Source organism: Streptomyces mirabilis, from assembly GCF_018310535.1.
GTDB lineage: Bacteria > Actinomycetota > Actinomycetes > Streptomycetales > Streptomycetaceae > Streptomyces.
On the sequence record NZ_CP074102.1, the window covers coordinates 6393533 to 6419423 of the forward strand.

At 69.1% G+C, this 25891-nt stretch carries 23 protein-coding genes and 1 riboswitch; of the genes, 18 read left to right on the forward strand and 5 right to left on the reverse strand.

Translation table 11 applies throughout. The annotated features are described in order from the left end of the window. Nucleotides 1–197 precede the first annotated feature (197 nt). From ctaC to SMIR_RS28190, 4 genes are all read left to right on the forward strand, one after another. Nucleotides 198–1157 carry an aa3-type cytochrome oxidase subunit II gene (gene ctaC / locus SMIR_RS28175; protein WP_101405591.1) on the forward strand — a complete coding sequence of 320 codons (960 nt, stop codon included), beginning with the start codon at nt 198–200 and terminating at the stop codon, nt 1155–1157. Further along, the gene (ctaD, locus tag SMIR_RS28180) at nt 1154–2890 is read left to right on the forward strand and encodes an aa3-type cytochrome oxidase subunit I (RefSeq protein WP_054231556.1); all 1737 of its coding nucleotides are present in this window, start codon (nt 1154–1156) and stop codon (nt 2888–2890) included. Before ctaC ends, ctaD begins: the two co-directional genes overlap by 4 nt. Next, nucleotides 2887–3285 (forward strand): cytochrome c oxidase subunit 4, encoded by a 399-nt coding sequence (gene ctaF, locus SMIR_RS28185; RefSeq protein WP_168490649.1) that lies wholly within the window; start codon nt 2887–2889, stop codon nt 3283–3285. The genes ctaD and ctaF overlap by 4 nt, the downstream gene beginning before the upstream one ends. A 150-nt stretch (nt 3286–3435) precedes the next feature. After that, nucleotides 3436–4698, forward strand: a complete 1263-nt coding sequence (locus SMIR_RS28190; protein WP_212727539.1) for a L,D-transpeptidase — start codon at nt 3436–3438, stop codon at nt 4696–4698. A gap of 116 nt (nt 4699–4814) precedes the next feature. On the opposite strand, the gene SMIR_RS28195 is transcribed toward SMIR_RS28190, so the two are convergent. Continuing rightward, a complete protein-coding gene (locus SMIR_RS28195) occupies nt 4815–5216 on the reverse strand; it encodes a response regulator (RefSeq protein ID WP_075026437.1) in 402 nt (133 codons plus the stop codon). 193 nt (nt 5217–5409) lie between these two features. Between SMIR_RS28195 and ctaE the strand changes: the two genes are divergently transcribed. The 6 genes from ctaE to SMIR_RS28225 all read left to right on the forward strand — a co-directional run bounded on the left by ctaE (nt 5410) and on the right by SMIR_RS28225 (nt 12823). Continuing rightward, nucleotides 5410–6030, forward strand: coding sequence for an aa3-type cytochrome oxidase subunit III (gene ctaE / locus SMIR_RS28200; RefSeq protein ID WP_060902037.1), 621 nt, complete (start codon nt 5410–5412; stop codon nt 6028–6030). Between the two features lie 92 nt (nt 6031–6122). Beyond that, nucleotides 6123–6932, forward strand: a complete 810-nt coding sequence (gene qcrC, locus SMIR_RS28205; protein ID WP_101405593.1) for a cytochrome bc1 complex diheme cytochrome c subunit — start codon at nt 6123–6125, stop codon at nt 6930–6932. Next, a complete protein-coding gene (gene qcrA / locus SMIR_RS28210; protein WP_168490647.1) occupies nt 6929–7993 on the forward strand; it encodes a cytochrome bc1 complex Rieske iron-sulfur subunit in 1065 nt (354 codons plus the stop codon). Before qcrC ends, qcrA begins: the two co-directional genes overlap by 4 nt. Continuing rightward, on the forward strand, nt 7990–9630 hold the full coding sequence (gene qcrB, locus SMIR_RS28215; protein WP_168490646.1) for a cytochrome bc1 complex cytochrome b subunit: 1641 nt from the start codon (nt 7990–7992) through the stop codon (nt 9628–9630). Before qcrA ends, qcrB begins: the two co-directional genes overlap by 4 nt. 155 nt (nt 9631–9785) lie before the next feature. Continuing rightward, nucleotides 9786–10850 carry an anthranilate phosphoribosyltransferase gene (gene trpD, locus SMIR_RS28220; RefSeq protein ID WP_168490645.1) on the forward strand — a complete coding sequence of 355 codons (1065 nt, stop codon included), beginning with the start codon at nt 9786–9788 and terminating at the stop codon, nt 10848–10850. 301 nt (nt 10851–11151) lie between these two features. Then, a riboswitch (SAM riboswitch) is annotated at nt 11152–11268 on the forward strand. A 193-nt stretch (nt 11269–11461) separates the two neighbouring features. After that, entirely contained in the window at nt 11462–12823 is a 1362-nt protein-coding gene (locus SMIR_RS28225; protein ID WP_168490643.1) for an aminotransferase class V-fold PLP-dependent enzyme, read from the forward strand. Between the two features lie 61 nt (nt 12824–12884). On the opposite strand, the gene SMIR_RS28230 is transcribed toward SMIR_RS28225, so the two are convergent. Both SMIR_RS28230 and SMIR_RS28235 read right to left on the reverse strand, forming a co-directional pair. Further along, nucleotides 12885–13166 (reverse strand): Lrp/AsnC family transcriptional regulator, encoded by a 282-nt coding sequence (locus tag SMIR_RS28230; protein WP_101405598.1) that lies wholly within the window; start codon nt 13164–13166, stop codon nt 12885–12887. Then, a complete protein-coding gene (locus tag SMIR_RS28235; protein WP_168490641.1) occupies nt 13163–13897 on the reverse strand; it encodes a rhomboid family intramembrane serine protease in 735 nt (244 codons plus the stop codon). The genes SMIR_RS28230 and SMIR_RS28235 overlap by 4 nt, the downstream gene beginning before the upstream one ends. A gap of 152 nt (nt 13898–14049) precedes the next feature. Here SMIR_RS28235 and SMIR_RS28240 point away from each other — a divergent pair, with 152 nt between their 5' ends. The 5 genes from SMIR_RS28240 (at nt 14050) to SMIR_RS28260 (ending at nt 19583) form a co-directional block, all read left to right on the forward strand. Then, on the forward strand, nt 14050–14289 hold the full coding sequence (locus SMIR_RS28240) for a hypothetical protein (protein ID WP_168490639.1): 240 nt from the start codon (nt 14050–14052) through the stop codon (nt 14287–14289). 34 nt (nt 14290–14323) lie between these two features. After that, nucleotides 14324–15673: an NYN domain-containing protein gene (locus SMIR_RS28245; protein ID WP_168490638.1), complete on the forward strand. Its 1350-nt coding sequence runs from the start codon at nt 14324–14326 to the stop codon at nt 15671–15673. Between the two features lie 374 nt (nt 15674–16047). Then, on the forward strand, nt 16048–17088 hold the full coding sequence (locus tag SMIR_RS28250; RefSeq protein WP_168490637.1) for a C40 family peptidase: 1041 nt from the start codon (nt 16048–16050) through the stop codon (nt 17086–17088). A gap of 234 nt (nt 17089–17322) precedes the next feature. Further along, entirely contained in the window at nt 17323–18354 is a 1032-nt protein-coding gene (locus tag SMIR_RS28255; RefSeq protein WP_168490636.1) for a C40 family peptidase, read from the forward strand. Nucleotides 18355–18386: 32 nt separating this feature from the next. Continuing rightward, a complete protein-coding gene (locus tag SMIR_RS28260; RefSeq protein ID WP_212727540.1) occupies nt 18387–19583 on the forward strand; it encodes a hypothetical protein in 1197 nt (398 codons plus the stop codon). Between the two features lies 1 nt (nt 19584). Here the strand turns inward: SMIR_RS28260 and SMIR_RS28265 are convergent, their stop codons facing one another. After that, nucleotides 19585–20118: a PadR family transcriptional regulator gene (locus SMIR_RS28265; protein WP_101405603.1), complete on the reverse strand. Its 534-nt coding sequence runs from the start codon at nt 20116–20118 to the stop codon at nt 19585–19587. Nucleotides 20119–20229: 111 nt separating this feature from the next. Between SMIR_RS28265 and SMIR_RS28270 the strand changes: the two genes are divergently transcribed. Next, nucleotides 20230–21552: an MATE family efflux transporter gene (locus SMIR_RS28270; RefSeq protein ID WP_212727541.1), complete on the forward strand. Its 1323-nt coding sequence runs from the start codon at nt 20230–20232 to the stop codon at nt 21550–21552. On the opposite strand, the gene SMIR_RS28275 is transcribed toward SMIR_RS28270, so the two are convergent. Then, nucleotides 21513–22745: a glycosyltransferase 87 family protein gene (locus SMIR_RS28275; RefSeq protein ID WP_168490633.1), complete on the reverse strand. Its 1233-nt coding sequence runs from the start codon at nt 22743–22745 to the stop codon at nt 21513–21515. The genes SMIR_RS28270 and SMIR_RS28275 overlap by 40 nt on opposite strands. A gap of 210 nt (nt 22746–22955) precedes the next feature. Between SMIR_RS28275 and SMIR_RS28280 the strand changes: the two genes are divergently transcribed. Beyond that, nucleotides 22956–24098 carry a glycosyltransferase family 4 protein gene (locus tag SMIR_RS28280; RefSeq protein ID WP_168490632.1) on the forward strand — a complete coding sequence of 381 codons (1143 nt, stop codon included), beginning with the start codon at nt 22956–22958 and terminating at the stop codon, nt 24096–24098. A 151-nt stretch (nt 24099–24249) separates the two neighbouring features. Further along, nucleotides 24250–25872 (forward strand): GMC oxidoreductase, encoded by a 1623-nt coding sequence (locus tag SMIR_RS28285; RefSeq protein ID WP_527252127.1) that lies wholly within the window; start codon nt 24250–24252, stop codon nt 25870–25872. Nucleotides 25873–25891 lie beyond the last annotated feature (19 nt).

Genomic DNA, 25891 nt, shown 5'->3' on the forward strand with positions numbered 1-25891 from the left:
AGCGACCCAGGGCGGGGCATCCCACCCCTTCAGAGTGACCCGCGGCGCGTTGGGCACCCTCCCCGCGCGACCCCAAATAGCGTCCAGTAGGGTTTGGTCCGCATAAACATCCAAACCCCTGCCCGACGCAGGGCGGCGACCGACCAGCGAGAAGGCCGCAGCCAACCGCGCGGGCGAGACTCTCGGGAAGGCGCTACGTGAGTCCCAACGGCTCCGACCGCTCGCCGCGGCGCCCGATGCGGCGGAAGCTGCTGCAGGCACTGACTGCGGGCCTGGTCCTGGCGACCGCCACCGGTTGCACATACAAGGACTTCCCCCGCCTTGGTATGCCCACCCCGACCACGGAAGAGGGTCCGCGGATCCTCTCCCTGTGGCAGGGGTCCTGGGCGGCCGCGCTCGCCGTTGGCGTGCTGGTGTGGGGCCTGATCCTGTGGAGTGTGTTCTTCCACCGGCGCAGTCGCACCAAGGTCGAAGTTCCTCCGCAGACCCGGTACAACATGCCCATCGAGGCGCTGTACACGGTGGTCCCGCTCATCATCGTCTCGGTGCTGTTCTACTTCACCGCCCGCGACGAGACGAAGCTCCTCAGCCTCAAGCCGAAGCCGGACGTCACGGTCAACGTGGTCGGCTATCAGTGGAGCTGGGGCTTCAACTACATCGAGGACGTTCCCGGTGTCACCGGCAACGCCAAGATCGACCCGAACCTGAAGGCCATTCCGGACCGGTTCAAGAAGGACTTCCCGGCGAACGCCGGCGGTGTCTACGAGGTCGGTACGCCGGGTGAGCGGAACCCGCAGACGGGCAACCCCGGTCCGACCCTCTGGCTACCCAAGGGCAAGACGGTCCGCTTCGTCCTCACTTCGCGTGACGTCATCCACTCCTTCTGGGTGGTGCCGTTCCTGATGAAGATGGACGTCATCCCGGGCCACACCAACTCCTTCCAGGTGACCCCCAACAAGGAGGGCACCTTCCTGGGCAAGTGCGCCGAGCTGTGCGGCGTCGACCACTCCCGGATGCTCTTCAACGTGAAGGTCGTCTCCCCCGAGCGCTACGAGGCCCACCTCAAGCAGCTCGCGGCGCAGGGACAGACCGGTTACGTCCCGGCCGGCATTGAGCAGACGGGCCACGAGAAGAACCGGGAGACGAACAACCTGTGAGCATCCTCAACGAACCTCAGGGTGCCGGGGCAGCCGAAGACTCGTACGAGAACGAGCTGCCGGTGCGGCGCAAGCAGCCGGGCAACGTCGTGATCAAGTGGCTCACCACCACTGACCACAAGACGATCGGCACGCTCTACCTCGTCACGTCGTTCGCGTTCTTCTGCATCGGTGGCGTCATGGCGCTGCTGATGCGCGCCGAACTGGCGCGCCCCGGTACGCAGATCATGTCGAACGAGCAGTTCAACCAGGCGTTCACGATGCATGGCACGATCATGCTGCTGATGTTCGCGACGCCGCTGTTCGCCGGTTTCACCAACTGGATCATGCCGCTGCAGATCGGCGCGCCCGACGTGGCGTTCCCGCGGCTGAACATGTTCGCCTACTGGCTCTACCTGTTCGGCTCGCTCATCGCGGTCGGTGGCTTCCTCACCCCGCAGGGCGCGGCCGACTTCGGCTGGTTCGCCTACAGCCCGCTGTCGGACGCGGTCCGCTCGCCGGGCGTCGGCGCCGACATGTGGATCATGGGTCTGGCCTTCTCCGGCTTCGGCACGATCCTCGGTGCGGTCAACTTCATCACGACCATCATCTGCATGCGCGCCCCGGGCATGACGATGTTCCGCATGCCGATCTTCGTGTGGAACGTGCTGCTCACCGCGGTGCTGGTGCTGCTGGCCTTCCCCGTGCTGGCGGCGGCGCTGTTCGCGCTGGAGGCGGACCGAAAATTCGGTGCGCATGTGTTCGACGCCGCCAATGGCGGAGCCTTGCTATGGCAACACCTCTTCTGGTTCTTCGGCCATCCAGAGGTGTACATCATCGCTCTACCATTCTTCGGAATCATCTCCGAAGTCATCCCGGTGTTCTCCCGCAAGCCGATGTTCGGCTACATGGGCCTGATCGCCGCGACGATCTCCATCGCCGGTCTGTCCGTGACCGTGTGGGCGCACCACATGTACGTCACCGGTGGCGTACTGCTCCCGTTCTTCTCCTTCATGACGTTCCTCATCGCCGTGCCGACGGGCGTGAAGTTCTTCAACTGGATCGGAACGATGTGGAAGGGGTCCTTGAGTTTCGAGACCCCGATGCTCTGGGCGGTCGGCTTCCTGATCACCTTCACCTTCGGTGGTCTGACCGGTGTCATCCTGGCCTCGCCGCCGATGGACTTCCACGTCTCGGACTCGTACTTCGTGGTGGCGCATTTCCACTACGTGATCTTCGGTACGGTCGTGTTCGCGATGTTCTCCGGATTCCACTTCTGGTGGCCGAAGTTCACCGGCAAGATGCTGGACGAGCGCCTCGGAAAGATCACCTTCTGGACGTTGTTCGTGGGCTTCCACGGCACGTTCCTGGTGCAGCACTGGCTGGGTGTCGAGGGCATGCCGCGTCGCTACGCGGACTACCTCGCCGCCGACGGCTTCACCGCGCTGAACACGATCTCGACGATCAGCTCGTTCCTGCTCGGCCTGTCGATCCTGCCGTTCTTCTACAACGTGTGGAAGACCGCCAAGTACGGCAAGAAGGTCGAGGTCGACGACCCGTGGGGTTACGGCCGCTCGCTGGAGTGGGCCACGTCCTGCCCGCCGCCGCGCCACAACTTCCTCACGCTGCCGCGGATCCGTTCCGAATCCCCGGCCTTCGACCTGCACCACCCGGAGATCGCCGCTCTCGACCAGCTCGAGAACGCCGGTCACGGTGAGAAGGCCCTCGCTGGTGGCAAGGAGGCCGGCAAGTGAAGGTCCAAGGCAAGATGTTCCTCTGGCTGGCTGCCTTCATCCTCGTCATGGCGATCGTCTATGGCGTGTGGTCGAAGGAGCCGGCCGGTACCACGGCGCTCTTCCTGGCCTTCGGCCTGAGCGTCATGATCGGCTACTACCTGGCCTTCACGGCCCGGCGGGTCGACCAGCTGGCGCAGGACAACGACGAGGCCGATGTCGCGGACGAGGCCGGCGAGGTGGGCTTCTTCAGCCCGCACAGCTGGCAGCCGCTCGCGCTCGGTGTCGGCGGCGCGCTCGCCTTCATGGCCGTCGTCTTCGGCTGGTGGCTGCTGTACTTCGGGTTCCCGCTCATCCTGATCGGCCTGTGGGGCTGGGTCTTCGAGTACTACCACGGTGAGAACCGCACCCAGTAGCACGCTCGCGGTCCCGTAGCGATCGCTGGACACCCCGGAAGCCCGGATTCTCCTGACGGAGAGTCCGGGCTTCCTCTTTTGCCGCACGTCGCATCCCCCGCACGGCTCACTCGCCGCGCCATGGTTGACGGGTGTTCATAGCGTGAGTCCATGAATCACGCACCGCGAATCCGCACGGTCGTCAGCCGCACCACGCTGGTGGTCGCCCTCGGCGCGGCCGCCGCTGCCTGCGGCGGAAGCGGCCACCCGCTCTCCGCCAGGCCGTACGACGCGGCGGGTCAGCTCTCCTTCACCGACGTGGCCGGCGACAGCCGCAAGGTCGACCCGGACAAGCCCCTGGAAATCACCTCCAAGGGCGACGACGAGCGCATCACCGATGTGACGGCCGTCGACGCGTCGGGGCGCTATGTGGCCGGCGAACTCGCCGCCGACGGCACCCGATGGCACAGCACCTCACCGCTGGCCGCGGGCGCCCACTACACGGTGCACGTGAGCACGGAGGACGAGGACGGCGCACCCGGACGTCAGATCGTCGACTTCGAGACGACCGCGCCCACCACGAACAAGCCCCTGGGCGTGACCCTGGGGCCCGTCTCGGGCGAGTACGGCGTCGGTCAGCCCATCACCGCCGAACTCAGCGCCCCGGTCAAGGACAAGGCCGCCCGCGCGATCGTCGAGGGCGCCCTGAAGGTCGACTCCTTGCCCGCCACGGAGGGCGCCTGGCACTGGGTGGACGACAAGACGCTGCACTACCGCCCCAAGGAGTACTGGCCCATCCACGCCACCATCCAGGTCCACAGCAACCTCAAGGGCATCAAGGTCGCCGACCGGCTCTGGGGCGGCGACGTGAAGCCCCTGACGCTCACCACCGGGGACCGCTTCGTCGCCGTCACGGACGCCGCCGCGCACTCCATGACGATCTACCGGAACGACCAGGTGATCAACCAGATCCCCGTCACCACCGGCAAGCCGGGTTATGAGACCCGCAACGGCGTCAAGGTCGTGCTGAGCAAGGAACCCTACGTACGCATGCGCGGTACCACCGTCGGCATCGCCGAGGGCAGCGCGGACTCCTACGACCTGCCCGTCTACTGGGCGACCCGGGTCACCTGGAGCGGCGAGTACGTGCACGCCGCGCCCTGGTCGGTGGGGGAGCAGGGGTCCGCCAACGTCAGCCACGGCTGCACGGGGATGAGCACCAGCAACGCCGAGTGGTTCTACAAGAACGTCCGCCCGGGCGACATCGTGAAGGTCCAGAACTCCAACGGCGACGCGATGACCCCGTTCAACAACGGCTTCGGCGACTGGAACGTCGACTGGAAGGACTGGCGCAACGGCAGCGCCCTGACAGCGGGCACCCCGGAGGGCCCGAAGCCGATGGACCGGGCGAGGCTGCGCCCGGAGAGCGTTTGAGATCCTGTCCCGCGCCCCGAAAGGGGCGCGGGGCTGCGTGCTGTTGCGGCTCCGCCGCGGGGCGCGAGCAACCACGAATCACCTGCAGACGCCGGACTGCGTGGCGGACCGAGCTCTCAGGCGCCCAAAAGGGCCTTGCGGCGGAGCAGCGAGGCCAATGCGGAGGCGAACTCGACCGGATCCACCGGAAGGGTCACCGCCGCGTCCGCACGGCTCCACGTGGCCAGCCAGGCGTCCTGAGGCCGCCCGATGAGCACCAGCACGGGCGGGCAGTTGAAGATCTCGTCCTTGATCTGCCGGCAGACGCCCATGCCGCCCATCGGAACCGCCTCGCCGTCCAGCACACAGACGTCGATCCCGCCCTTGTCCAGCTCCGTCAGGACGGCGGCGGGCGTGGCGCACTCGATGAACTCGACCTGGGGAACGTCGGGGGCCGGTCTGCGACCGGTCGCCAGCCGCACCTGCCCCCGGGTGTTGGAGTCGTCGCTGTAGACCAGCACCGTGGCGGTCGGCTGCATTGTTCCTCCACGCATCTAAGAAGCACAGCATTGGTCGGGAACTCCTGGTACCGATGGCGCGGATGCTACCCCCTCGAACACCTCGTCAACACCGGTTCGGACAGGGCTTCGATGGGCCATACGGGCAGGACACACCCCATCAACACCCCGAACGGCACCCCCGGGCGTGAGGGCGGGATAAGCGACCGACATAATGTCGGTCGTGGCGACAGCAACGACAGTAGAAACCGGGCACGCGCACCCGTCGGTCAATCGACCGAACCTCACCAGCGTCGGAACCATCATCTGGCTGAGTTCCGAGCTGATGTTCTTCGCGGCCCTCTTCGCGATGTACTTCACCCTGCGATCGGTGACCGGGCCGGATCACTGGAAAGAGATGGCGAGCCATCTCAACATCCCGTTCTCGGCCTCGAACACCACGATCCTGGTGCTCTCCTCCCTGACCTGCCAGCTCGGCGTCTTCGCCGCCGAGCGCGGGGACGTGAAGAAGCTCCGGATGTGGTTCAGCGTCACGTTCGTGATGGGTGCGATCTTCATCGGTGGTCAGATCTTCGAGTACACCGAGCTGGTCAAGAAGGACGGGCTCTCGCTCTCCTCCGACCCGTACGGCTCGGTGTTCTACCTGACCACCGGCTTCCACGGCCTGCACGTGACGGGTGGCCTCATCGCCTTCCTGTTCGTCCTCGGCCGCACCTACGCGGCCAAGAGGTTCACTCACGAGCAGGCGACCGCCGCCATCGTCGTGTCCTACTACTGGCACTTCGTCGATGTCGTCTGGATCGGCCTCTTCGCCACGATCTACTTGATCAAGTAACCGGGCGGCGTCCGCGGCGAACCGATCGCACGCGACGAACCGATCCATTTCCAGAAGCATCGACGCAGAAGATCCTGACACCGGGGTAATCCGTGAAAAAGCTCTCCGCACGACGACGCCATCCGCTGGCGGCGGTCGTCGTCCTACTCCTCGCGCTGGCGGCCACCGGGGGGCTGTACGCCGCGTTCGCACCCGCGAGCAAGGCTCAGGCCGATACGACCGCCCAGTCCCTTGCCATCGACGAGGGCAAGAAGCTCTACTCCGTGGGCTGCGCCAGCTGCCACGGAACCGGCGGTCAGGGGTCCTCCGACGGGCCGAGCCTGGTGGGCGTGGGCGCCGCGGCGGTCGACTTCCAGGTCGGCACCGGCCGTATGCCGGCCCAGCAGCCGGGCGCTCAGATCCCGCGCAAGAAGGTCATCTACTCGCAGGCCGAGATCGACCAGCTCGCGGCGTACATCGCCTCGCTCGGCGCCGGTCCCACGATTCCGACGAAGAGCCAGGTCAGCCCCGAGGGTGCGGACATCGCCAAGGGCGGCGAGCTCTTCCGTACGAACTGCGCGCAGTGCCACAACTTCACCGGCAAGGGCGGCGCGCTGACGCACGGCAAGTTCGCGCCGAGCCTTGAGGGTGTCGACCCCAAGCACATCTACGAGGCCATGCAGACGGGCCCGCAGAACATGCCGTCCTTCCCCGACACCACGCTGTCGGAGAAGAACAAGAAGGACATCATCGCGTACCTCAACGCGGTCAACGGTGACGACACCGAGAGCCCCGGCGGTCTGGAGCTGGGCGGCCTCGGGCCGGTCAGTGAAGGCCTCTTCGGCTGGATCTTCGGTCTTGGCGCCCTGGTCGCCGTCGCCGTCTGGGTCGCCGCTCGGACCGCAAAGGCCAAGAAGTCATGAGTAGCCAAGACATTCCAGAAGAGAACCTGCCCGCTGAGCAGGTCGACGAGCACGGTCACGGCGCGGTAGCCCTCGCGGACGAGACCAACCCGTTCGCGGACCCGGGGCTGCCGCCCCACGAGCCCCGCATCCAGGACATCGACGAGCGGGCCGCCAAGCGGTCCGAGCGCGTCGTCGCCATGCTGTTCACGTTGTCGATGCTGGCCACCGTCGGCTTCATCGCCTCGTACGTGGCGATCCCGAGGGACGAGTCGATCTTCGTCTTCCCGCTCGGGCACATCAGCGCGCTGAACTTCGCGCTGGGGATGACCCTCGGTGTGGCGCTGTTCGCGATCGGCGCGGGCGCGGTCCACTGGGCCCGCACCCTGATGTCCGACGTGGAGATCGCCGACCAGCGTCACCCGATCGAGGCGGAGCCCGAGGTCAAGGCCAAGGTCCTGGCCGACTTCAAGCAGGGCGCCAAGGAGTCGGCGCTCGGCCGCCGCAAGCTGATCCGCAACACGATGTTCGGCGCGCTGGCCCTGTTCCCGCTCTCCGGTGTCATGCTGCTGCGCGACCTGGGCCCGCTGCCCGGCACCAAGCTGCGCCACACGCTCTGGTCCAAGGGCAAGCTGCTCGTCAACATGAACACGAACGAGCCGCTGCGCGCCTCCGACGTCGCCGTCGGCTCGCTCACCTTCGCCAAGCCCGAGGGCCTGGAGGAGCACGACGAGGACTTCCAGCTCCAGATCGCCAAGGCGGCCCTGATGATCGTCCGGCTCCAGCCGGAGAACATCAAGGACAAGCGTGAGCTCGCCTGGTCACACGAGGGCATCGTGGCGTACTCGAAGATCTGCACCCACGTCGGTTGCCCGATCTCCCTGTACGAGCAGCAGACGCACCACGTGCTCTGCCCCTGCCACCAGTCCACCTTCGACCTCTCCGACGGTGCCCGAGTGATCTTCGGCCCGGCCGGTCACGCCCTGCCGCAGCTGCGCATCGGCGTGAACGAACAGGGCTACCTCGAAGCGCTCGGCGACTTCGAAGAGCCCGTCGGTCCTGCCTTCTGGGAGCGCGGATGAGCACTACCACCACTTCCGACTCGCGCCCCTCGCGCGAGAAGGCCCCGGCCGGCGAGAAAGTCGCCGACTGGGCCGACGGACGGCTCGGGATCTACTCCCTGGCCAAGTCCAACATGCGCAAGATCTTCCCCGACCACTGGTCGTTCATGCTGGGTGAGATCTGCCTCTACAGCTTCATCATCATCATCCTCACGGGTGTGTACCTGACGCTGTTCTTCCACCCGTCGATGAACGAGGTCACGTACCACGGCAGCTATGTCCCCCTGCAGGGACAGCTGATGTCCGAGGCGTTCAACTCGACCATGCACATCTCCTTCGAGGTGCGCGGTGGTCTGCTGGTCCGGCAGATCCACCACTGGGCGGCGCTGATCTTCCTCGCCGGCATGTTCGTGCACATGATGCGCGTGTTCTTCACGGGTGCGTTCCGCAAGCCGCGTGAGGTCAACTGGCTGTTCGGCTTCCTGCTGTTCGTCCTGGGCATGTTCACCGGCTTCACCGGTTACTCGCTCCCGGACGACCTGCTCTCCGGCACCGGTGTCCGCTTCATGGAAGGCGCGGTCCTGTCCGTGCCGGTCGTCGGCACGTACCTGGCGTTCTTCCTCTTCGGCGGCCAGTTCCCGGGCGGCGACTTCGTCGCGCGGTTCTACTCGGTCCACATCCTGCTGCTGCCGGGCATCATGCTCGGCCTGGTGGTCGGCCACCTGATCCTGGTCTTCTACCACAAGCACACGCAGTTCGCGGGCCCCGGAAAGACGAACAACAACGTCGTCGGCATGCCGCTGCTGCCGGTCTACATGGCCAAGGCCGGAGGCTTCTTCTTCCTGGTCTTCGGTGTCATCGCGGCCATCGCGGCGATCGCCTCGATCAACCCGATCTGGACCATGGGCCCCTACCGTCCGGACATGGTGTCCACGGGCGCCCAGCCCGACTGGTACATGGGCTTCTCCGAGGGTCTGATCCGTGTCATGCCGGGCTGGGAGATCAACGTCTGGGGTCACACGCTCGTCCTTGGCGTGTTCATCCCGCTGGTGATCTTCCCGCTGGTCCTGGTCGCGATCGCGGTCTACCCGTTCATCGAGTCCTGGGTCACCGGCGACAAACGTGAGCACCACATCCTGGACCGCCCGCGCAACGTCCCGACCCGGACCGCGTTCGGTGCCGCCTGGATCAGCTGGTACTTCGTCCTGCTCGTCGGTGGTGGCAACGACATCTGGGCCACGCACTTCCACCTGTCGATCAACTCGATCACCTGGTTCGTGCGCATCAGCTTCTTCGTCGTGCCGGTCATCGTGTTCGTCATCACCAAGCGGATCTGCCTCGGCCTCCAGCGCCGCGACAAGGACAAGGTGCTGCACGGCCGCGAGTCGGGCATCATCAAGCGCCTGCCGCACGGTGAGTTCATCGAGGTGCACGAGCCGCTCAGCCAGGAGGCCCTGCACACGCTCACGGCGCACGAGCAGTACCAGCCCGCCGAGATCGGCGCGACGGTCGACGAGAACGGTGTCGAGCGCAAGGTGAAGGGTTCGGAGCGGCTGCGCTCCAAGCTCAGCGAGGGCTTCTACGGGGAGGAAAGCCAGATCCCCAAGCCCACGGTCGAGGAGTACAAGGAGATCACGAGCGGCCACGGCCACCACTGATCTTCCGACCGGTTGACCGGTCTTTACTGATCGCCACGGCGAGAGCCTCCGTCCATTGCCTGGACGGGGGCTCTTTGCCGTCTCCGGGCCTGGATAGGGTGTTCCCATCTACACAAGGAGTCCCTTTGCCGGGACGACGGACCCAGGAGCGGCTTATGAGCGCTGTGAACCCCGCTGGAGGCAACACCGCGGCGGGCCGTTCCTGGCCCGTGGTGCTGAACGGCCTGCTCGAGGGCCGCGACCAGAGCGCGGACGACACGGCCTGGGCGATGGACCGGATCATGAGCGGCGAGGCGACGGACGCGCAGATCGCCGGGTTCGCGGTGGCGCTGCGGGCCAAGGGCGAGACGGTCGAGGAGATCTCCGGTCTCGTCCGGACGATGTACGAGCACGCCAATGTGATCGAGGTGCCGGGGGACACGGTCGACATCGTCGGTACGGGCGGTGACGGCGCGAAGACGGTGAACATCTCCACGATGTCGTCGATCGTCGTGGCCGGGACCGGCGCCAAGGTCGTCAAGCACGGCAACCGGGCCGCGTCCTCCGCGTCCGGTGCCTCGGACGTCCTGGAGAAGCTCGGCGTCAATCTGGACCTGACGACGAAGCGGGTGGCCGAGGTCGCGGAGGAGGCCGGGATCACCTTCTGCTTCGCGGTGAAGTTCCACCCGGCGCTGCGTCATGTCGCGGCGGCGCGGGGGCAGTTGGGGATCCGGACCACGTTCAACGTGCTGGGTCCGCTGACGAACCCGGCGCGGGTGAAGGCACAGGCCGTCGGGGTCGCGGACCTGCGGATGGCGCCGATCGTGGCGGGCGTGTTCGCCGAGCGCGGCAACTCCTCGCTCGTCTTTCGCGGCGACGACGGCCTGGACGAACTGACCACCACCGCGACGTCCCGGGTCTGGATCGTCCGCGACGGCAAGGTCACCGAGGAGCGCTTCGACCCGCGTGACGTCGGCCTCGAACTCGTCCCCGTGGAGGCCCTGCGCGGCGCCGACGCGTCCTACAACGCGGACGTCGCCCGTCGCCTGCTCAACGGCGAGACGGGGCCCGTACGGGACGCCGTGCTCCTGAACTCCGCGGCGGCCCTCGTCGCCCTGTCCCCGACCGACGCACCGCTCGCGGACCAGCTCCGCGCCGCGATGGCGAAGGCGGCGGAAGCGATCGACTCGGGGGCGGCGAAGCGAACGCTGGAACGCTGGGTGGCAGCGAGCCAGTCGTAGTCCACTTCTCCGCCCGCGGACCGGTGGGGTTGCTCGCGAAGTTCCCCGCGCCCCTGGGGCGGGGCTGCGCCCCGATTCCCCGCCCGCCCCGGTTTTGTTCGTCCGCGCAGTTCCCCGCGCCCCTTTTTGGGGGCGCGGGGAACTGCGCGATCTTTTGGGGGTCTGGGGGCGGAGCCCCCAGGTGGGGATGGGAAGGGTAGGGGCGGCGGGGGCGAGGAACGTGGGGCCGTCCCCCACTCGGCATCCCGGTATACGGACGCCGGGTTGCGGGCGGAAGATCTTGTGGCAGGATGCCGTATCAGGTCATGAGTGACAGCCATCAGGCCCCGGCCGGCTGTCCGGCAACCCTCCGTCCGTGGCGGGGTGCCCCGGGTGAAGACCAGGCCGTAGGCAGCGAGGTCTACGGCAAGCGCGGACCCCTCGAGAATCCCAGGGGTCCTGGTCGTTCGAGGGAGCCTTCTGTGAGCAAGCGAATGCGATAGGGCGTAGAGCCCCGCCTCCGCACACCCCTTTTGCCTTTCCTCCCTGCGCCGAGCCGTGCAGCCGCACACCCGTACCCCCGTGCACCCGGCCCGCGCAGCGATTCCGCCTGCCTCTCACAGGAGCTCGCCATGTCTGTCTCCACCGCTGCCGCCGACCAGACCGTTTGCGCCCCCCTGCCCGTTCTGGGCCGAGACGTCACCGTCCCGCTCGTGACCGGCGGCGAGGTCACCTACGCCGCGCTCGACTACGCCGCCAGCGCCCCCGCCCTCCAGCGGGTGTGGGACGACGTCGCCGCGTACGCCCCGTACTACGGCAGCGTGCACCGCGGCGCCGGGTACCTCTCCCAGCTGTCCACCGACCTCTTCGAGAACGCCCGCAGGACCGTCGCGGAGTTCCTCGACTGCCGGGGCGACGACCAGGTCGTCTTCACCCGCTCCACCACCGACTCCCTCAACCTGCTCGCCGCCACCCTTCCGGCCGACTGCCAGGTGTTCGTCTTCGAGACGGAACACCACGCCTCGCTGCTGCCGTGGAAGGACGCCCGGGTCACCTACCTCAACGCGCCCCGCACCCCGCAGGAGGCTGTCACGGCCCTGGAGCGGGCCCTCGCCGCCCGTGACCCCCACGGCCCGGCCCTGGTCTGCGTCACCGGCGCCTCGAACGTCACCGGCGAGCTGTGGCCGGTGCGCGAGCTGGCCGCCGCCGCGCACGCGCACGGTGCCCGGATCGTCCTGGACGCCGCCCAGCTCGCTCCGCACCACCCGGTCTCGGTGCGGGACCTCGACGTCGACTGGGTCGCCTTCTCCGGGCACAAGCTGTACGCGCCGTTCGGTTCGGGCGTGCTCGCCGGCCGTGCCGACTGGCTGCGCGAGGCCGAGCCGTACCTCGCGGGCGGCGGCGCGAGCCGCAAGGTCACGCGGCGGGTGGACGGCGGCGTGGACGTGGAGTGGCACGAGAGCGCGGCCCGGCACGAGGCCGGTTCCCCGAACGTCATCGGCGCCTACTCCATCGCCGCCGCCTGCAAGGCGCTGACCGAGGCCGGTTTCGACACGCTCGTCGCCCGCGAGGAGCAGCTGATCGGGGCCGTCCGGGCCGGTCTGGCCGAGGTGCCCGAGGTCCGCGTCCTGTCGCTCTTCGGTGACGACGCCCCGCGCGTCGGCGTCATCTCGTTCGTCGTCGAGGGCTGGAACAGCTCGCACTTCGCGGCCGCGCTGTCCGCCGAGTACGGGATCGGGGTGCGGGACGGTCTCTTCTGCGCCCACCCGCTGGTACGGACGCTGCTCGGCAGCGATCCGCAGACGCAGGGGGAGTGCGGGGCGCCCGAGGCGGCGCCCGGGGAGAAGTCCCTCAACGCGATCCGCGTCAGCTTCGGGGCCGGTACGCCCGACGAGCATGTGGAGCGGTTCGTGCGTGCGGTGAAGGAACTGGTGCGGGACGGTGCGAAGTGGAACTACCGCACGGAGGACGGCCGCTGCGTCCCGGCGGTCTGAGGCCGTCGGCGGTAGGTGGGGGCTCCGCCCCCACGCCCCCGAAGAGATTGTGCTGCTGTGTCTAGCTGTCCAGGCCGATGGCGAACGCCGCCTCCAGGTCGTGCTGGGAGTACGTGCGGAACGCGACGTGGGTGTCCGTCGCCTCGACGCCGGGGATCTTGCTGATCTTGCCGGGGATGACGTCCGCCAGGTCGTCGTGGGCCTTCACCCGGACCATGGCGATCAGGTCGTACGTACCGGTGACGGAGAAGACCTCGCTGACACTGTCCAGCGCGGCGATCGACTCGGCGATCTCGGGGATCCGGTCCACGCTGGTCTTGATGAGCACGATCGCGGTGATCACGGCTGGTTTTCTCCCTCGGGGGCTGCTGTTGCTGGGGTTTTCACTCTAGTCGGCCGCCCGAACCGCACCCACGCGTAGACGAACCCCAGCGAGAAGCCCACCAGGTGGGCCAGATAGGCGACCCCGGGGCCCGAGGGGCTGCGGCCCGCCGCCAGCCATTGCAGGGTCACCCAGAAGGGCAGCACGACCCAGGCGGGGAAGCGCAGCGGCAGGAAGAAGAGGAACGGGAAGAGACTGGTCACCCGGGCCCTGGGGAACAGGTACAGGAACGCTCCCAGGACCGCGGAGATCGCCCCCGAGGCGCCGACCAGAGTCTGCTCGGAGCCGGAGTTGGCGATCGCGTAACCCAGTAGAGCGAGGTAGCCGCAGACCACGTAGAAGACGGCGAACTGGACGTGGCCCATGCGTTCCTCGGTCATCGCTCCGAAGACGTAGAAGAAGAGCATGTTGCCCAGGAGATGGAGCCAGCTGCCGTGGATGAACAGGGCCGTGGCCGGGGTGAGCCAGGCGCTCGGGATCCCGTCGAAGAGCTCGGCGGGGATCACGCCCCAGCGCCGGAAATAGGCCCGCTGGGCGACCACGAGCGCATCCCCGGTGCCGAACGACGGATTGAGCCCCGAGGCGGGGCCGATCAGGAAGATCAGGCAGCACAGGAAGATCAGTCCGTACGTCACCGGCGCGGACTGACCGCGCATCGTCCTGCCGACCGCCGTACCCCAGGTGCTGATCATGGGACAGAGCATGACGTAACCGGACCGATGCGCGCAGAATGCCTCGCCGCCGTGGACGGCCGAGCGTCGAGTACCCGCCAGGCCGTAGGGTAACGAGCCACACGCGCCGGAGACCGGCGCTGGACGGACACTAGAAGGAAAGCGACTGCCACATGACGGTTCCCCTCCCGACCGCCGAGACTCGCTGGCGCTGCACGCTCTGCGGCAACCTCACGCGATTCGACGTGACCCGCTCGTCCAAGGTCGTCGAGTATGTGCACCTCGACCTGGCCGGTGAGCCGAACGTCGAGGAGCGCAAGATGGTCAGTGAGACCATCGAGTCGGTGCGCTGCCGGTGGTGCAACGCGGTGGACCAGGTGGAACTGGTGGACAGGCCGGGCGCCGGCTCCTGAGGGAGCGGGCCCCGCACACACATTGGGGTGACGGATGGTGGAGACCACAGGCGGGGAGCCGGACGACGGCGCCGCTGAGGTGCTCGACCGTCCGCTGCCCGACGGTGTGCGCCGACGGGTCGTACAGATCGTGTCGGACGGGTTCGGTGGGTTGACCGTCACCGAATTGCCCGCCCAATTGCGGCAGTATGCGCGGTTCGCCCCCAATCGGCGGGCGAAGTTCGCCGGCAACGCCATGGCCGCCGCGCTGGAGACCGATCCGCTGTTCCGGCAGCGTATCGCCGAGAAGCTCAGAGAGGCGCATCCGGAGCTCGCCGGTGCCCTCGACTCGGGCGCGCCGCCGCCGGCCGCGGATCCGCTGGACGTGGCGGCCGCGGCCTATGTGCTGCGCCCCACGGGCTGGGTGAAGCTGGTGACCGCCGCGGGCGAGGAGGCCCTGCGGGCGGACGCCGAGCGCGCGGACGAGGAGAGCCGGGCGGAGCTGGAGCGCCTGCGCGAGGAGCTTGCGCAGGCGCGTGGTCAGACCAAGGCCGAAACCGAGCGGTTGCGCACGGAGTTGGAGTCCGCGAAGAGGGAAGCCGAATCGCTTCACCGCAAGTTGCGCGGCGCCCTCAGCGACGTCAAGCGGGGCGAGGCCGCGCTGCGCAAGCTGCAGGGCGAGATGGACACCGCGCGGGCGGACGGGCAGGCCCAGGTGTCCGCCGCCGAGAGCGAGACCCGGCGGCTCAAGGCACGGCTCTCGGAGGCCGAGGCGGCCCTGGAGGCCACCCGCAAGGCGGCACGCGAGGGTCGCAGCGTCGAGGACATGCGCGTACGGCTGTTGCTCGACACGGTGCTGGAGGCGGCCCAGGGGCTGCGCCGGGAGCTCGCGCTGCCGCCCGTGTCCGTACGGCCGGCGGAGACCGTGGACGCGGTCGAACCGGGGCGCATGACGCCCAAGGACATCGCGGCCCGCGCCCTGTCCGAAAATGATCCCGCGATCGTCGACCAGCTCCTCGCGCTGCCGCAGGCGCATCTGGTCGTCGACGGCTACAACGTCACCAAGACCGGTTATCCGCAGATGCCGCTGGAGAAGCAGCGGCTCAGGCTGCTGGGGCAGCTCTCGCAGCTCGCCGCGCAGACCGGGGCCGAGGTGACGTGTGTCTTCGACGGGGCCGAGCTGGCGGCGCCCGTGCTGCTCGCGCCGCCGCGCGGGGTGCGGGTGCTGTTCTCCAAAGCGGGTGTCACGGCGGACGAGTTGATCCGCCAGCTGGTGCGCGCCGAGCCGCCCGGGCGGCCCGTCATCGTCGTCTCCACCGACCGTGAGGTGGCCGACGGGATCGCCAAGGCGGGCGCCCGCCCGGTGGCCTCCGCGGTGCTTCTCAAGCGCTTTTCGCGCGGCTGAAACAGCGGCTGAAAAGCGGCTGAAACAGCGACTGATCCGGCGGTCGAAACAGCGATTGAACAGCGGTCGGCGATCTGTGCGTTACGCCCCAAAGAGCACGTACGTCCCATCCGTAACATCCAGGCGTTGTGCCCGAATTGGCGAAACCTTCACGCAACGTAGCGTCAGGCTGGCATCACTGCACGTGAGTTGAGTGCAAAGAATGCGCTGGGTGACTAAGAATTTTCAGGTTTGGATTTGAACTGATCACAGGAAGGTCACTAGGGTCTGGCCTCGAACCTCCGCTCGGGTGATCGCTCATTGGGAGCGACGGCGGAGGGACACCGCCCGTCGGCGTCTCGGCAGGCGGCTGGAGGAAGAAGGAGCTCGCCTTCGTGGCGTCCCACCGTCGACCCAAGCAGCCGAGCCGCACCCGTGTGACCGTGCTCACCACCGCCGCCGCTGCCGCCGTGGCCCTCAGTGCCAACGCCGCCAATGCCGCGCCCAGCGAGAAGCCGAGCAAGGACGAGGTCAAGAGCAAGGTCGACAAGCTCTACGAGGAGACCGAGCAGGCCACCGAGAAGCTCGACGGGGCCAAGGAGAAGCAGGACAAGCTGGAGAAGGAAATCAGCACCCTGCAGGACAACGTGGCCCGCGGCCAGGACGAGCTCAACGCCCTGCGGGACGGGCTCGGAACGATGGCCAGCGCCCAGTACCGCACCGGCGGCATCGACCCCTCCGTGGCGTTGTTCCTCTCCTCGAACCCGGACGACTACCTGGACAAGGCGTCCGCGATGGACCAGCTGAGCAGTCAGCAGGTCGAGGCGCTGAAGAAGGTCCAGGAGAAGCAGCGTTCGCTCGCCCAGCAGCGGCAGGAAGCCTCTGCGAAGCTCAAGGACCTCGCCGACACCCGTACGGAACTGGCCAAGCAGAAGAAGGCGGTCCAGACCAAGCTCGCCGCGGCGCAGAAGCTCCTCAACTCCCTGACGGCCAAGGAGAAGGCGGCTCTCGACGCGGAGCAGTCCCGCGCCACCCGCGCCAGCGAGCGCACCGTTCTCGGCAACCCCGGTACACCCGCGTCCGGGCGCGCCGGTGCCGCCTTCTCCGCCGGACAGACCAAGATCGGATCGCCGTACGTCTACGGCGCCTCCGGCCCCAGCTCCTTCGACTGCTCGGGCTTCACCTCCTGGGCGTACGCCCAGGCCGGTGTCTCCATCCCGCGTACCTCGGAGTCGCAGGCGACCATCGGCACCCGCATCTACTCGCAGAGCGATCTGCAGGTCGGTGACCTGGTCTTCTTCTTCGGCGACCTGCACCACGTCGGCCTCTACGCGGGCAACGGCCAGGTGCTGCACGCCCCGCGTACCGGAACGGTCGTGCGCTACGAGTCGATGAGCACCATCGGCGGAGCGTTCCAGTTCGGCGTCCGGGTCTGATCCGGCCCCCCGAACCCTCCGAGATCCTTTCGAGGCCCCCTCTGCATGCCGCCCGAACGGGCGAATCGCGGTAACTCCCGCTGACCCCACGCCCCGTCGGTGACCTGCGTCTCCGGCGGGGCGCCGCGTTGTGCGCCCCCGGAGGTCTTTGGCCGGTGCGTAGTCGCACGGCTACTGTCTGGCGCGTTTCCCCCAACTCCGGGGGACCGTCAGCGGAAGGGAGAGCGGCTACTCGTGGGGTCCCATCGCCGCCGTCCACCGTCCGGGTTCGACCGGGGCGTCAGCGCCGCGGGCATCGCCGGCGTCGCCGTGACCGTGATGTCCGTCGCGGCCGCCGTCCTCGGGGCCGTACCGGCCGCCGCAGCACCGAAGGACGACACCCGGGCCGAGGTGGACCGCCTGTACATGCAGGCGGAGAAGGCAACCGAGGCGTTCAACAAGGCCGACGAGCGCGCGGGAGTCCTGCGCAAAGAGGTGAGCACGGCACAGGATCACATCGCCCGGCAGCAGGAGCGCATCAACACCGTGCGGGACGCGCTCGGTTCGCTCGCCGGGGCCCAGTACCGCGCGGGCGGCCTCGACCCCTCCCTGGCGCTGCTCTTCTCCGACAACCCCGCCGAGTACCTCGACAAGGCCGCCGCGCTCGACCGGATCAACGCCCACCAGGCGGGCGAACTCAAGGACCTCCAGATCGCCATGCGCGACCTCGCCCAGGAACGCGAGGAGGCGACCGCCAAACTCGCCGAGCTGGAGAAGAGCACCAAGGCCGTCGCCCGGCACAAGCGGACTGTCGAACAGAAACTCGCCAAGGCGCGCCTCCTGCTCAACTCGCTGCCGTCCGCCGAGCGCGCCGCCCATGACCGGGCCTCCCGCTCCGGACACTCCGACCTGCCCGAACTCGGCAGTGTCACGCCCGCCTCGGGGCGCGCCGCCGCCGCCCTCGCCGCGGCCCGCTCCGCACTCGGCCGCCCCTACGTGTGGGGCGCCAACGGGCCCGGCGGATTCGACTGTTCGGGCCTCATGCAGTGGTCGTACCGGCAGGCGGGCGTCGGTCTGCCGCGCACCTCCCAGGAACAGCGGTACGCCGGACGGCAGGTGCCGCTCTCCCAGGCGCAGCCCGGCGACCTCGTCACCTACCGCTCCGACGCGAGTCATGTCGCGATCTACGCGGGCAACGGCCAGGTGATCCACGCGCCCTATCCGGGGGCGCCGGTGCGCTACGACCGCGTGGGCATGATGCCCATCTCGTCCGTGACGCGGGTCTGACCCCCGCGCCCGGGCGCCGTACGATCGGGAACGTGGCTGGTCGAAGGCGTGCGTCGCGGGCGGGGTGCTCCCTGGTGCTGCTGCTCGCCGTGCTGGTGGGCTGCGGCGGCAGGCCGTCCCAGGACTCCGCGTCCGCCGATGTGCAGCGGGTCCTCGACCGGCGGGCGGCCGCGGTCCTGGACCGGAACGAGTCGGCGTACCGGGCCACGGAGGAACCGTCCGGCTCGACCGCGGAGTTCACCAGGCTGCGCGCCGTTCCGCTGGCCGACTGGTCGTACCGCCTGACGGACCTGCACCGTTCCGGCGACCGCGCCACCGCGGGCGCCGAGCTGCGCTACCGCATCGAGGGCTACGACAGGGCCCCCGTCACGGCGGCCCGCACCCTGCGCCTGGTCCGCGACGGCGGGACCTGGCGGGTCGCCTCCGACGTGCCCGCCGAGCGGGCCAGTCAGCAGCTGTGGGAGCAGGGGGCGGTGACGGTCGTACGGGGCGCGCACAGCCTCGTCCTGGGGGTCGGGCAGTCCGGTGAGCGGCTGCGGGCGTACGCCGGCCTCGCGGACCGCGCCGTGCCCGCCGTGACGGATGCCTGGGGCGCGGACTGGTCGGGGCACGTCGTCGTTGTCGTACCCAAGTCGTTGGAGGGCATGGCGGGGCTGCTCGGAGCGCCCGCGTCCGGGTACCGGGGGATCGCGGCGGTCACGACCGGAGAGGCGGGCGGGACGGCCAGGGCGCCCGCGGACCGGATCATCGTCAACCCCGATGCGTACGGCCTTCTCGGCGACTTCGGCCAGCAGGTCGTGCTCACCCACGAGACGACGCACGTGGCCACCCGCGCCCACACCGCCGCCGCCACGCCCCTGTGGCTCTCCGAGGGCTTCGCGGACTGGGTCGGCTACCGCGGCAGCGGCCGTACGGCGACGCAGGCGGCGCCGGAGCTGGAGCGGGCGGTGCTGGACGGGCGCGTACCGGCCGCGCTGCCGGACGACAAGGACTTCGGGTTCGCCGGGGACGCGGCGCGGCTGGCGCGGGCGTACGAGGGCGGCTGGATGGCCTGCCGGCTGATCGCCGACCACTGGGGCGAGGTCCGGCTGAACGAGTTCTACCGGGCCGTCGGCGACCACGAGAAGCGGGCGGGGGCCGTCGAGGGCGCGCTGCGGGACGTCCTGCACACGACGCCGGAGCAGTTCACACAGCAGTGGCGGGCGTACCTGAAGGCGCAGCTCGGCTGAATCAGCCGGTCGGCGTGTCCAGCCGGGCGATGGCCTCGGCCAGCCACTCCCGCTCCGCCTCGCCCGTCGCCCGTGCCACCCGCAGCATCCCCTGCCGGAACAGGTCGCCGGCCTCCTCCGCCCGTACGGGCTCGCCGTCCCGGTAGAAGAAGCTCGCGGGCGTCAGCAGGAACTCCTGGCGGCGGCGCAGGACCGCGGCCTGCTCCCGCGGGTCCGGGAGGTGACGCAGGAACGCCAGCAGGGTGTTGAAGCGGACGTGGTCGGTGATCTCGGCCTGCTTGGGGTGGCGCAGCCGCTCCAGGAGCTCGGCACGGCCCTTCTCGGTGAGCGACAGGATGCGACGCGGGGCGGCGCCGCTGCCGGGCTCCGTGTGCTGGTCCAGCTGTCCTGCGGCCACCAGGCGGGTGATCGCCGGGTAGAGCGCGCCGTCGCTGACCGGGCGGACATGGCCGCTGAGTGCCTTGATGCGTTCCTTCAACTCATAGCCGTGCAAGGGCTCTTCGAACAGAAATCCGAGGATCGAGAGCTCCAGCATGCGGGGTGCTCCTTGCTTGCGGGTGTCGGACGGCCATGATACCTCTTATCGAGCTACCTCTAAACGAGGTAGCTCGAATCGAGGGAATCAAGGAAATCGAGGGAACCATCGGTGAACGCCCACCGGAAGCAGCTCATATCGCTCGCTCACCCCGTGTACCTCTCCCTGCTAGCCTCCGTCGCCGCCGGGATCATCAACACCGTCTGGGTCTCCCGGCTCGGCGGTCCCGCCGTGGCCGCCGTCGCCGTCGCGACCAACACCGAGAACGTGCTCCTCGGCGTCGCCCTGGTCTTCGCCTCCGGCACGACCGTCCTCGTCGCCCACGCCAGAGGGGCCCGGGATCCGGGCGCGCTCCGGGCGGCCGTACGCGGCGGACGGGCCCTGTGCGCCGTCGTGACGCCCGTGGTCGCCGTGGGCGGGTACCTGCTGCGCGAACCGCTGGCCCGGCTGGTCCTGGGCGGCGACGGGCGCGCTCTCGCCCTGGCCGTCGCCTACTTCGGGATCTCCCTGCCGGGCATCGCCGTCTTCTTCGCCCAGAACCTCGTCGACGGCATCCTGAAGGGCGCCGGTGACACCCGCACCCCGATGCGCCTCGCCCTGCTGGCCAACGGGCTGATCCTCGGCCTCGACCCGCTGCTCATCCACGCCTACGGCGTCCGGGGTGCCGCCGCCTCCACGGTCCTGTGCCGCTGCGTGGCCCTCGCCGCCGGCCTGCGCGCCCTGCGCCGCAACGCGCCGCTGCGCGAGGCCGCGGCCGTCCCTCCCGCCGAGCCCACCGGCCCCGCGCTGCGCCGCACCCTGCGGACCGGACTGCCCATGTCCGCCGACTTCACCGTGCGCCAGGGCGGAGCGCTGGTCCTGGTCGCGATCGTGGCCAGGCTCGGGGTGACGGCCGTGGCCGCGTACTCCATCGCGTACAAGGTCATGTACGTCGCGACCATGGCCTTCTACGCGGTGCGGCAGGCCGCCTCGATCCACACCGCGCACACCCGGGGCGCCGGCCGGGACGAGCGGGGCGCGATCGGGCGGCAGGCGGTGATCGTCTCCGGGGCGGTGGGCCTGGTGGCAGCCGTCCTGCTCGGCGCGTTCGCCCCCTGGATCATGCGGGCCTTCGGCGCCGGGGGCGCGGTCGCCCACGACGGCGTGCTGTTCCTGCGCTGCGTCGGCCCGTACCTGCTGCTGATGGCCTGCTTCATCGCGCTGGGCGGGGTCTTCGAGGGGAGCGGGGGAGCGCCGTTGTTGCTGCGGGTGACACTGCTCGGCACCGCCGTCCAGCTGCCCGTGGCGTACGCCCTGTCGGGGCTCGGGCTGTCCGGGATCTGCCTCGCGCTGGCGCTGTCCATGGCGGTGCAGTGCACGGCCGTCGGACTGCTTCTCGCCCGCGCCCGCCGCCGTCAGGACGAGCTCAGGCGCTCCTTGGTCCGGGTGGCCTGAGCGGGCAGGGTCGGGGCCGGGTCGGACACCGTGCCCCGCCACAGTTCGCGGGCTGCGAGCAGGGCCGCGACCACCAGCAGGCCGTTGCGCAGGAAGAGCAGGGTGATGCCCAGCCGGTCGCTGCCCACGACATGCGAGAACCAGATCGGGAACTCCAGGACGGTCACGAAGCACGTGGCCAGCACCAGCCCGACCGGCAGGGTCATCCGGCTGCCCCGGAAGCACAGGCAGACCGCGCCGATCCCGACCAGCCACACCATGTACTGCGGGCTGATGACCCGGCTGGTGGCCGTGAACATCAGCACCGCCACGAACGCGGCGTCGGCGAGCGTGTGCGGCCGGAAGCGCTGGGCGCGCAGCCGCCACAGCAGCAGCCACGCGAAGGCGATCGCGGTGAGCGCCAGGGCCAGCCTGCTCACCACGTCGACGTACGGGCCCAGGAACTCCACCGAGCCGTAGTTGAGCAGCACCTGACCGTCCCAGCCGAAGTGCCGGCCCACATGGAAGACGAGGGAGCCCAGTGACTCCACCTCGGTGCCCCGGTCGCGCTGGAAGGTCAGGAAGGAGAAGGCGCCGGGCATCGACAGCCCGAACAGCACCGCGATCCCGCCGGCGGTCACCGCCGCCGCGGCCCACGCACGCCGCTTCACGGCCCCCAGGAGCAGGAGCGCCGGCCACACCTTCACCAGCGCCCCGAAGCCCACGAGAGCGCCCATCACCCGCGGATGGCGGGCTCCCGCGAGGAGCGCCGCGACCGCCACGGCCGTCACCATCACGTCGTAGCGGGCGTAGACGGTCGGTCCGAGCAGCGGGACGCCGATCACCCACACCCAGGCGCCGCGCAGCGTCTTGCCGGGGCGCCGGCCGGCGTAGTGGAGCAGCGCGTACACCACCAGGTCGGCGACGAAGGCCAGCAGGAAGAAGGCGTGCGCGTAGTCGAGGAAGGGCAGCAGCCCGGGGGAGAGGATCGCGAGCGCGGCGGCCGGCGGGTACTGCCAGGTCACGTCGTCGAGCGGGAAGGTGCCGGTGCGCAGGATCTCGTACCAGCCCTGGTAGATCACCGAGACGTCACTCGTGACGTCCGGGCCCGGGAAGACGAACACCTTGGAGACGAAGAGCAGAAGCAGAAGCCTCGTCAGGCCCCAGGTTCCCAGCAACGCGTACGGAAACCCTTCCCCCCGTGTGCCCTTCATGCTCACCTGGCCCTCGTTCGTCGGTGTCTGTGCGGTGGTGCGGTGCTGACATGGTGCGGTTGTGCGGTTGTGCGGAAACATGATGACGTGCCGGGCTGTGGGAGGCCCATGAAGCGCGGCCGTACGGAGCTGTGACCACTGGTGGAATACAGCTTCGCCGCTGTGGACCGCGCGCGTGGGGATTCGAAGGTTTCGGTAGTGTCGAACGCGATGCACAAGACCCTGATCGTGACCAACGACTTCCCGCCCCGCCCCGGCGGCATCCAGGCGTTCCTGCACAACATGGCGCTACGACTGGACCCCGAGCGGCTCGTAGTCTACGCATCCACGTGGAAGCGGAGCCGGGAGGGCATCGAGGCGACGGCCGCCTTCGACGCCGAGCAGCCCTTCACCGTCGTCCGGGACCGTACGACGATGCTGCTGCCCACGCCGGGCGCCACCCGGCGCGCCGTCGGGCTGCTGCGCGAGCACGGCTGTACGTCGGTGTGGTTCGGGGCGGCGGCCCCGCTCGGCCTGATGGCGCCCGCGCTGCGCAGGGCGGGCGCCGAGCGCCTGGTGGCCACCACGCACGGCCACGAGGCGGGCTGGGCCCAGCTGCCCGCCGCACGGCAGCTGCTGCGCCGTATCGGCGAGTCCACGGACACGATCACCTACCTCGGTGAGTACACGCGCTCGCGCATCGCGTCCGCGCTGACGCCCGAGGCCGCCTCCCGCATGGTCCAGCTCCCTCCGGGGGTCGACGAGAAGACCTTCCACCCCGGCTCGGGCGGCGACGAGGTCCGTGCCCGCCTCGGCCTCACCGACCGCCCGGTGGTGGTCTGTGTCTCCCGCCTGGTCCCGCGCAAGGGCCAGGACACGCTGATCCTCGCCATGCCCCGCATCCTCGCCAAGGAGCCGGAGGCGGTGCTGCTGATCGTCGGCGGTGGGCCGTACGAGCAGGACCTGCGCAAGCTGGCGTACGACACCGGGGTCGCCGCCGCGGTCCGCTTCACCGGCGCGGTCCCCTGGTCGGAGCTGCCGGCCCACTACGGCGCGGGCGACGTCTTCGCGATGCCGTGCCGCACCCGCAGGGGCGGCCTCGACGTCGAGGGCCTCGGCATCGTCTACCTGGAGGCCTCCGCGACGGGCCTGCCGGTCGTCGCGGGCGACTCGGGCGGCGCCCCCGACGCGGTCCTCGACGGCGAAACGGGCTGGGTCGTCCGAGGCGACTTCCCTGACGACTCCGCCGACCGCATCATCACCCTCCTCGCCGACCCCGAACTCCGCCGCCACATGGGCGAACGGGGAAGGCAGTGGGTGGAGGAGAAGTGGCGCTGGGACCTGCTGGCGGAGGGCTTGAAAGAGTTGCTCTAGGTGCGCGCCCGGCCGCAAATCACCCGCACTCTCCCCACTCATCGCAGCGCCCCCTGAAAACCCGGCAAAAAGCCTAGGCGGAAGCAAATAATCCGCCGATGCTGCGCTCATGACAGAAAAACTGACTCATCATCAGATGAGTAACCGTCAGATGACAAACCGTCACCTGACCAGACGCCACATCCTGGGCATGGTCGCCCTCCAGACGGCCGCCGCGGCCGGTCTCACCCGCGTAGGCCTCCAGTCCGCCCACGCCGCGGAGCCCGCCGCGGTCGACAGCGCGCCCGCCATCGTCATCGGATCGGGCTACGGCGCCGCCGTGGCCGCCCTCCGCCTCGGCCAGGCCGGCATCCGCACCCTCGTCATAGAGATGGGCAAGCTCTGGAACACCGCCGGCTCCGACGGCAAGGTCTTCTGTTCCACCAGCGCCCCCGACGAGCGCTCGATGTGGTTCCGCACCCGCACCGAGGCCCCGCTCGCCACCTTCCTGTGGCTGGACGTGGTCAACAAGGACATCGGTCTCTACCCGGGAGTCCTGGACCGGGTCCACTACGACAACATGTCGGTCTACGTCGGCCGAGGTGTCGGCGGCGGCTCGCTGGTCAACGGCGGAATGGCCGTCACGCCCCTCCAGTCCTACTTCTCCGAGCAGTTCCCCACGGTCGACGCCACCGAGATGTACAACACGTACTTCCCGCGCGCCCGGACCATGCTCGGCGTCAACACGGTCGACCCCACCTGGTTCGAATCCACGGAGTGGTACCAGTTCACCCGCACCTCCCGTAAGGCCGCCGCCAACGCCGGCCTGAAGACGACCTTCGTCCCGAACGTCTACGACTTCACCTACATGCAGCGCGAGGCGGCCGGCACCGCCACCAAGTCCGCACTCGCGGCCGAGGTCATCTACGGCAACAACTACGGCAAGAAGAGCCTCGACAAGACCTACCTCGCGGCAGCGCTCGGCACCGGCAACGTCACCATCCACACCCTGGAGAAGGTCCGGGCGATCAGCCGGGCCACGGACGGCACGTACACCCTGACCGCCGACCGGATCGACACCACCGGCGCGGTCGTGGAGACCAAGCAGTACAGCTGTACGTACCTCTTCCTGGGCGGCGGCAGCCTCGGCACCACCGAACTCCTCGTCCGGGCCCGGGAGACGGGCACGCTGCCGGCCCTGGACGCGAGCGTCGGCACCGGCTGGGGCACCAACGGCAACGTGATGACGGGCCGCGCCAACCACATCTGGGACACGGTCGGGGCGAACCAGTCGACGATGCCGGTCATGGGCATCGACGACTGGGCGAACACCGCCAACCCCGTCTTCGCCGAAATCGCCCCGCTGCCCATGGGGTTGGAACACTGGATCAGCCTCTACCTGGCGATCACCAAGAACCCGGAGCGCGCGTCCTTCACCTACGACGCCACCACGGACTCCGCGAAGCTCGGCTGGACCGCGGCCCAGAGCGCGGTCTCCGTGAGCATGGCCAAGAAGCTCTTCGACCGGATCAACCTGGCCAACGCCACGATCTACCGCTACGACCTCTTCGGCAACAACAAGACCTTCGCCGACGACTTCTGCTACCACCCGCTCGGTGGCTGCGTGCTGGGCAGGGCGACGGACAACTACGGCCGGGTGAAGGGCTATCCGCACCTGTACATCACCGACGGCTCACTGGTGCCGGGCTCGATCGGGGTCAACCCGTTCGTGACGATCACCGCGCTCGCGGAACGCGGAATGGCGCGGATCCTCGCCGAGGACACCGCGCCATGAGAACCGCCAGGTCGGGCTG

Excerpts from the sequence above, each read along its gene's own strand:
- SMIR_RS28190 (WP_212727539.1), top strand. The coding sequence starts at position 3,436 with ATGAATCACGCACCGCGAATCCGCACGGTCGTCAGCCGCACCACGCTG.
- SMIR_RS28195 (WP_075026437.1), bottom strand. The coding sequence starts at position 5,216 with ATGCAGCCGACCGCCACGGTGCTGGTCTACAGCGACGACTCCAACACC.
- ctaE (WP_060902037.1), top strand. The coding sequence starts at position 5,410 with ATGTCGGTCGTGGCGACAGCAACGACAGTAGAAACCGGGCACGCGCAC.
- qcrA (WP_168490647.1), top strand. The coding sequence starts at position 6,929 with ATGAGTAGCCAAGACATTCCAGAAGAGAACCTGCCCGCTGAGCAGGTC.
- qcrB (WP_168490646.1), top strand. The coding sequence starts at position 7,990 with ATGAGCACTACCACCACTTCCGACTCGCGCCCCTCGCGCGAGAAGGCC.
- trpD (WP_168490645.1), top strand. The coding sequence starts at position 9,786 with ATGAGCGCTGTGAACCCCGCTGGAGGCAACACCGCGGCGGGCCGTTCC.
- SMIR_RS28225 (WP_168490643.1), top strand. The coding sequence starts at position 11,462 with ATGTCTGTCTCCACCGCTGCCGCCGACCAGACCGTTTGCGCCCCCCTG.
- SMIR_RS28235 (WP_168490641.1), bottom strand. The coding sequence starts at position 13,897 with ATGATCAGCACCTGGGGTACGGCGGTCGGCAGGACGATGCGCGGTCAG.
- SMIR_RS28240 (WP_168490639.1), top strand. The coding sequence starts at position 14,050 with ATGACGGTTCCCCTCCCGACCGCCGAGACTCGCTGGCGCTGCACGCTC.
- SMIR_RS28245 (WP_168490638.1), top strand. The coding sequence starts at position 14,324 with ATGGTGGAGACCACAGGCGGGGAGCCGGACGACGGCGCCGCTGAGGTG.
- SMIR_RS28265 (WP_101405603.1), bottom strand. The coding sequence starts at position 20,118 with ATGCTGGAGCTCTCGATCCTCGGATTTCTGTTCGAAGAGCCCTTGCAC.
- SMIR_RS28275 (WP_168490633.1), bottom strand. The coding sequence starts at position 22,745 with ATGAAGGGCACACGGGGGGAAGGGTTTCCGTACGCGTTGCTGGGAACC.
- SMIR_RS28280 (WP_168490632.1), top strand. The coding sequence starts at position 22,956 with ATGCACAAGACCCTGATCGTGACCAACGACTTCCCGCCCCGCCCCGGC.
- SMIR_RS28285 (WP_527252127.1), top strand. The coding sequence starts at position 24,250 with ATGACAAACCGTCACCTGACCAGACGCCACATCCTGGGCATGGTCGCC.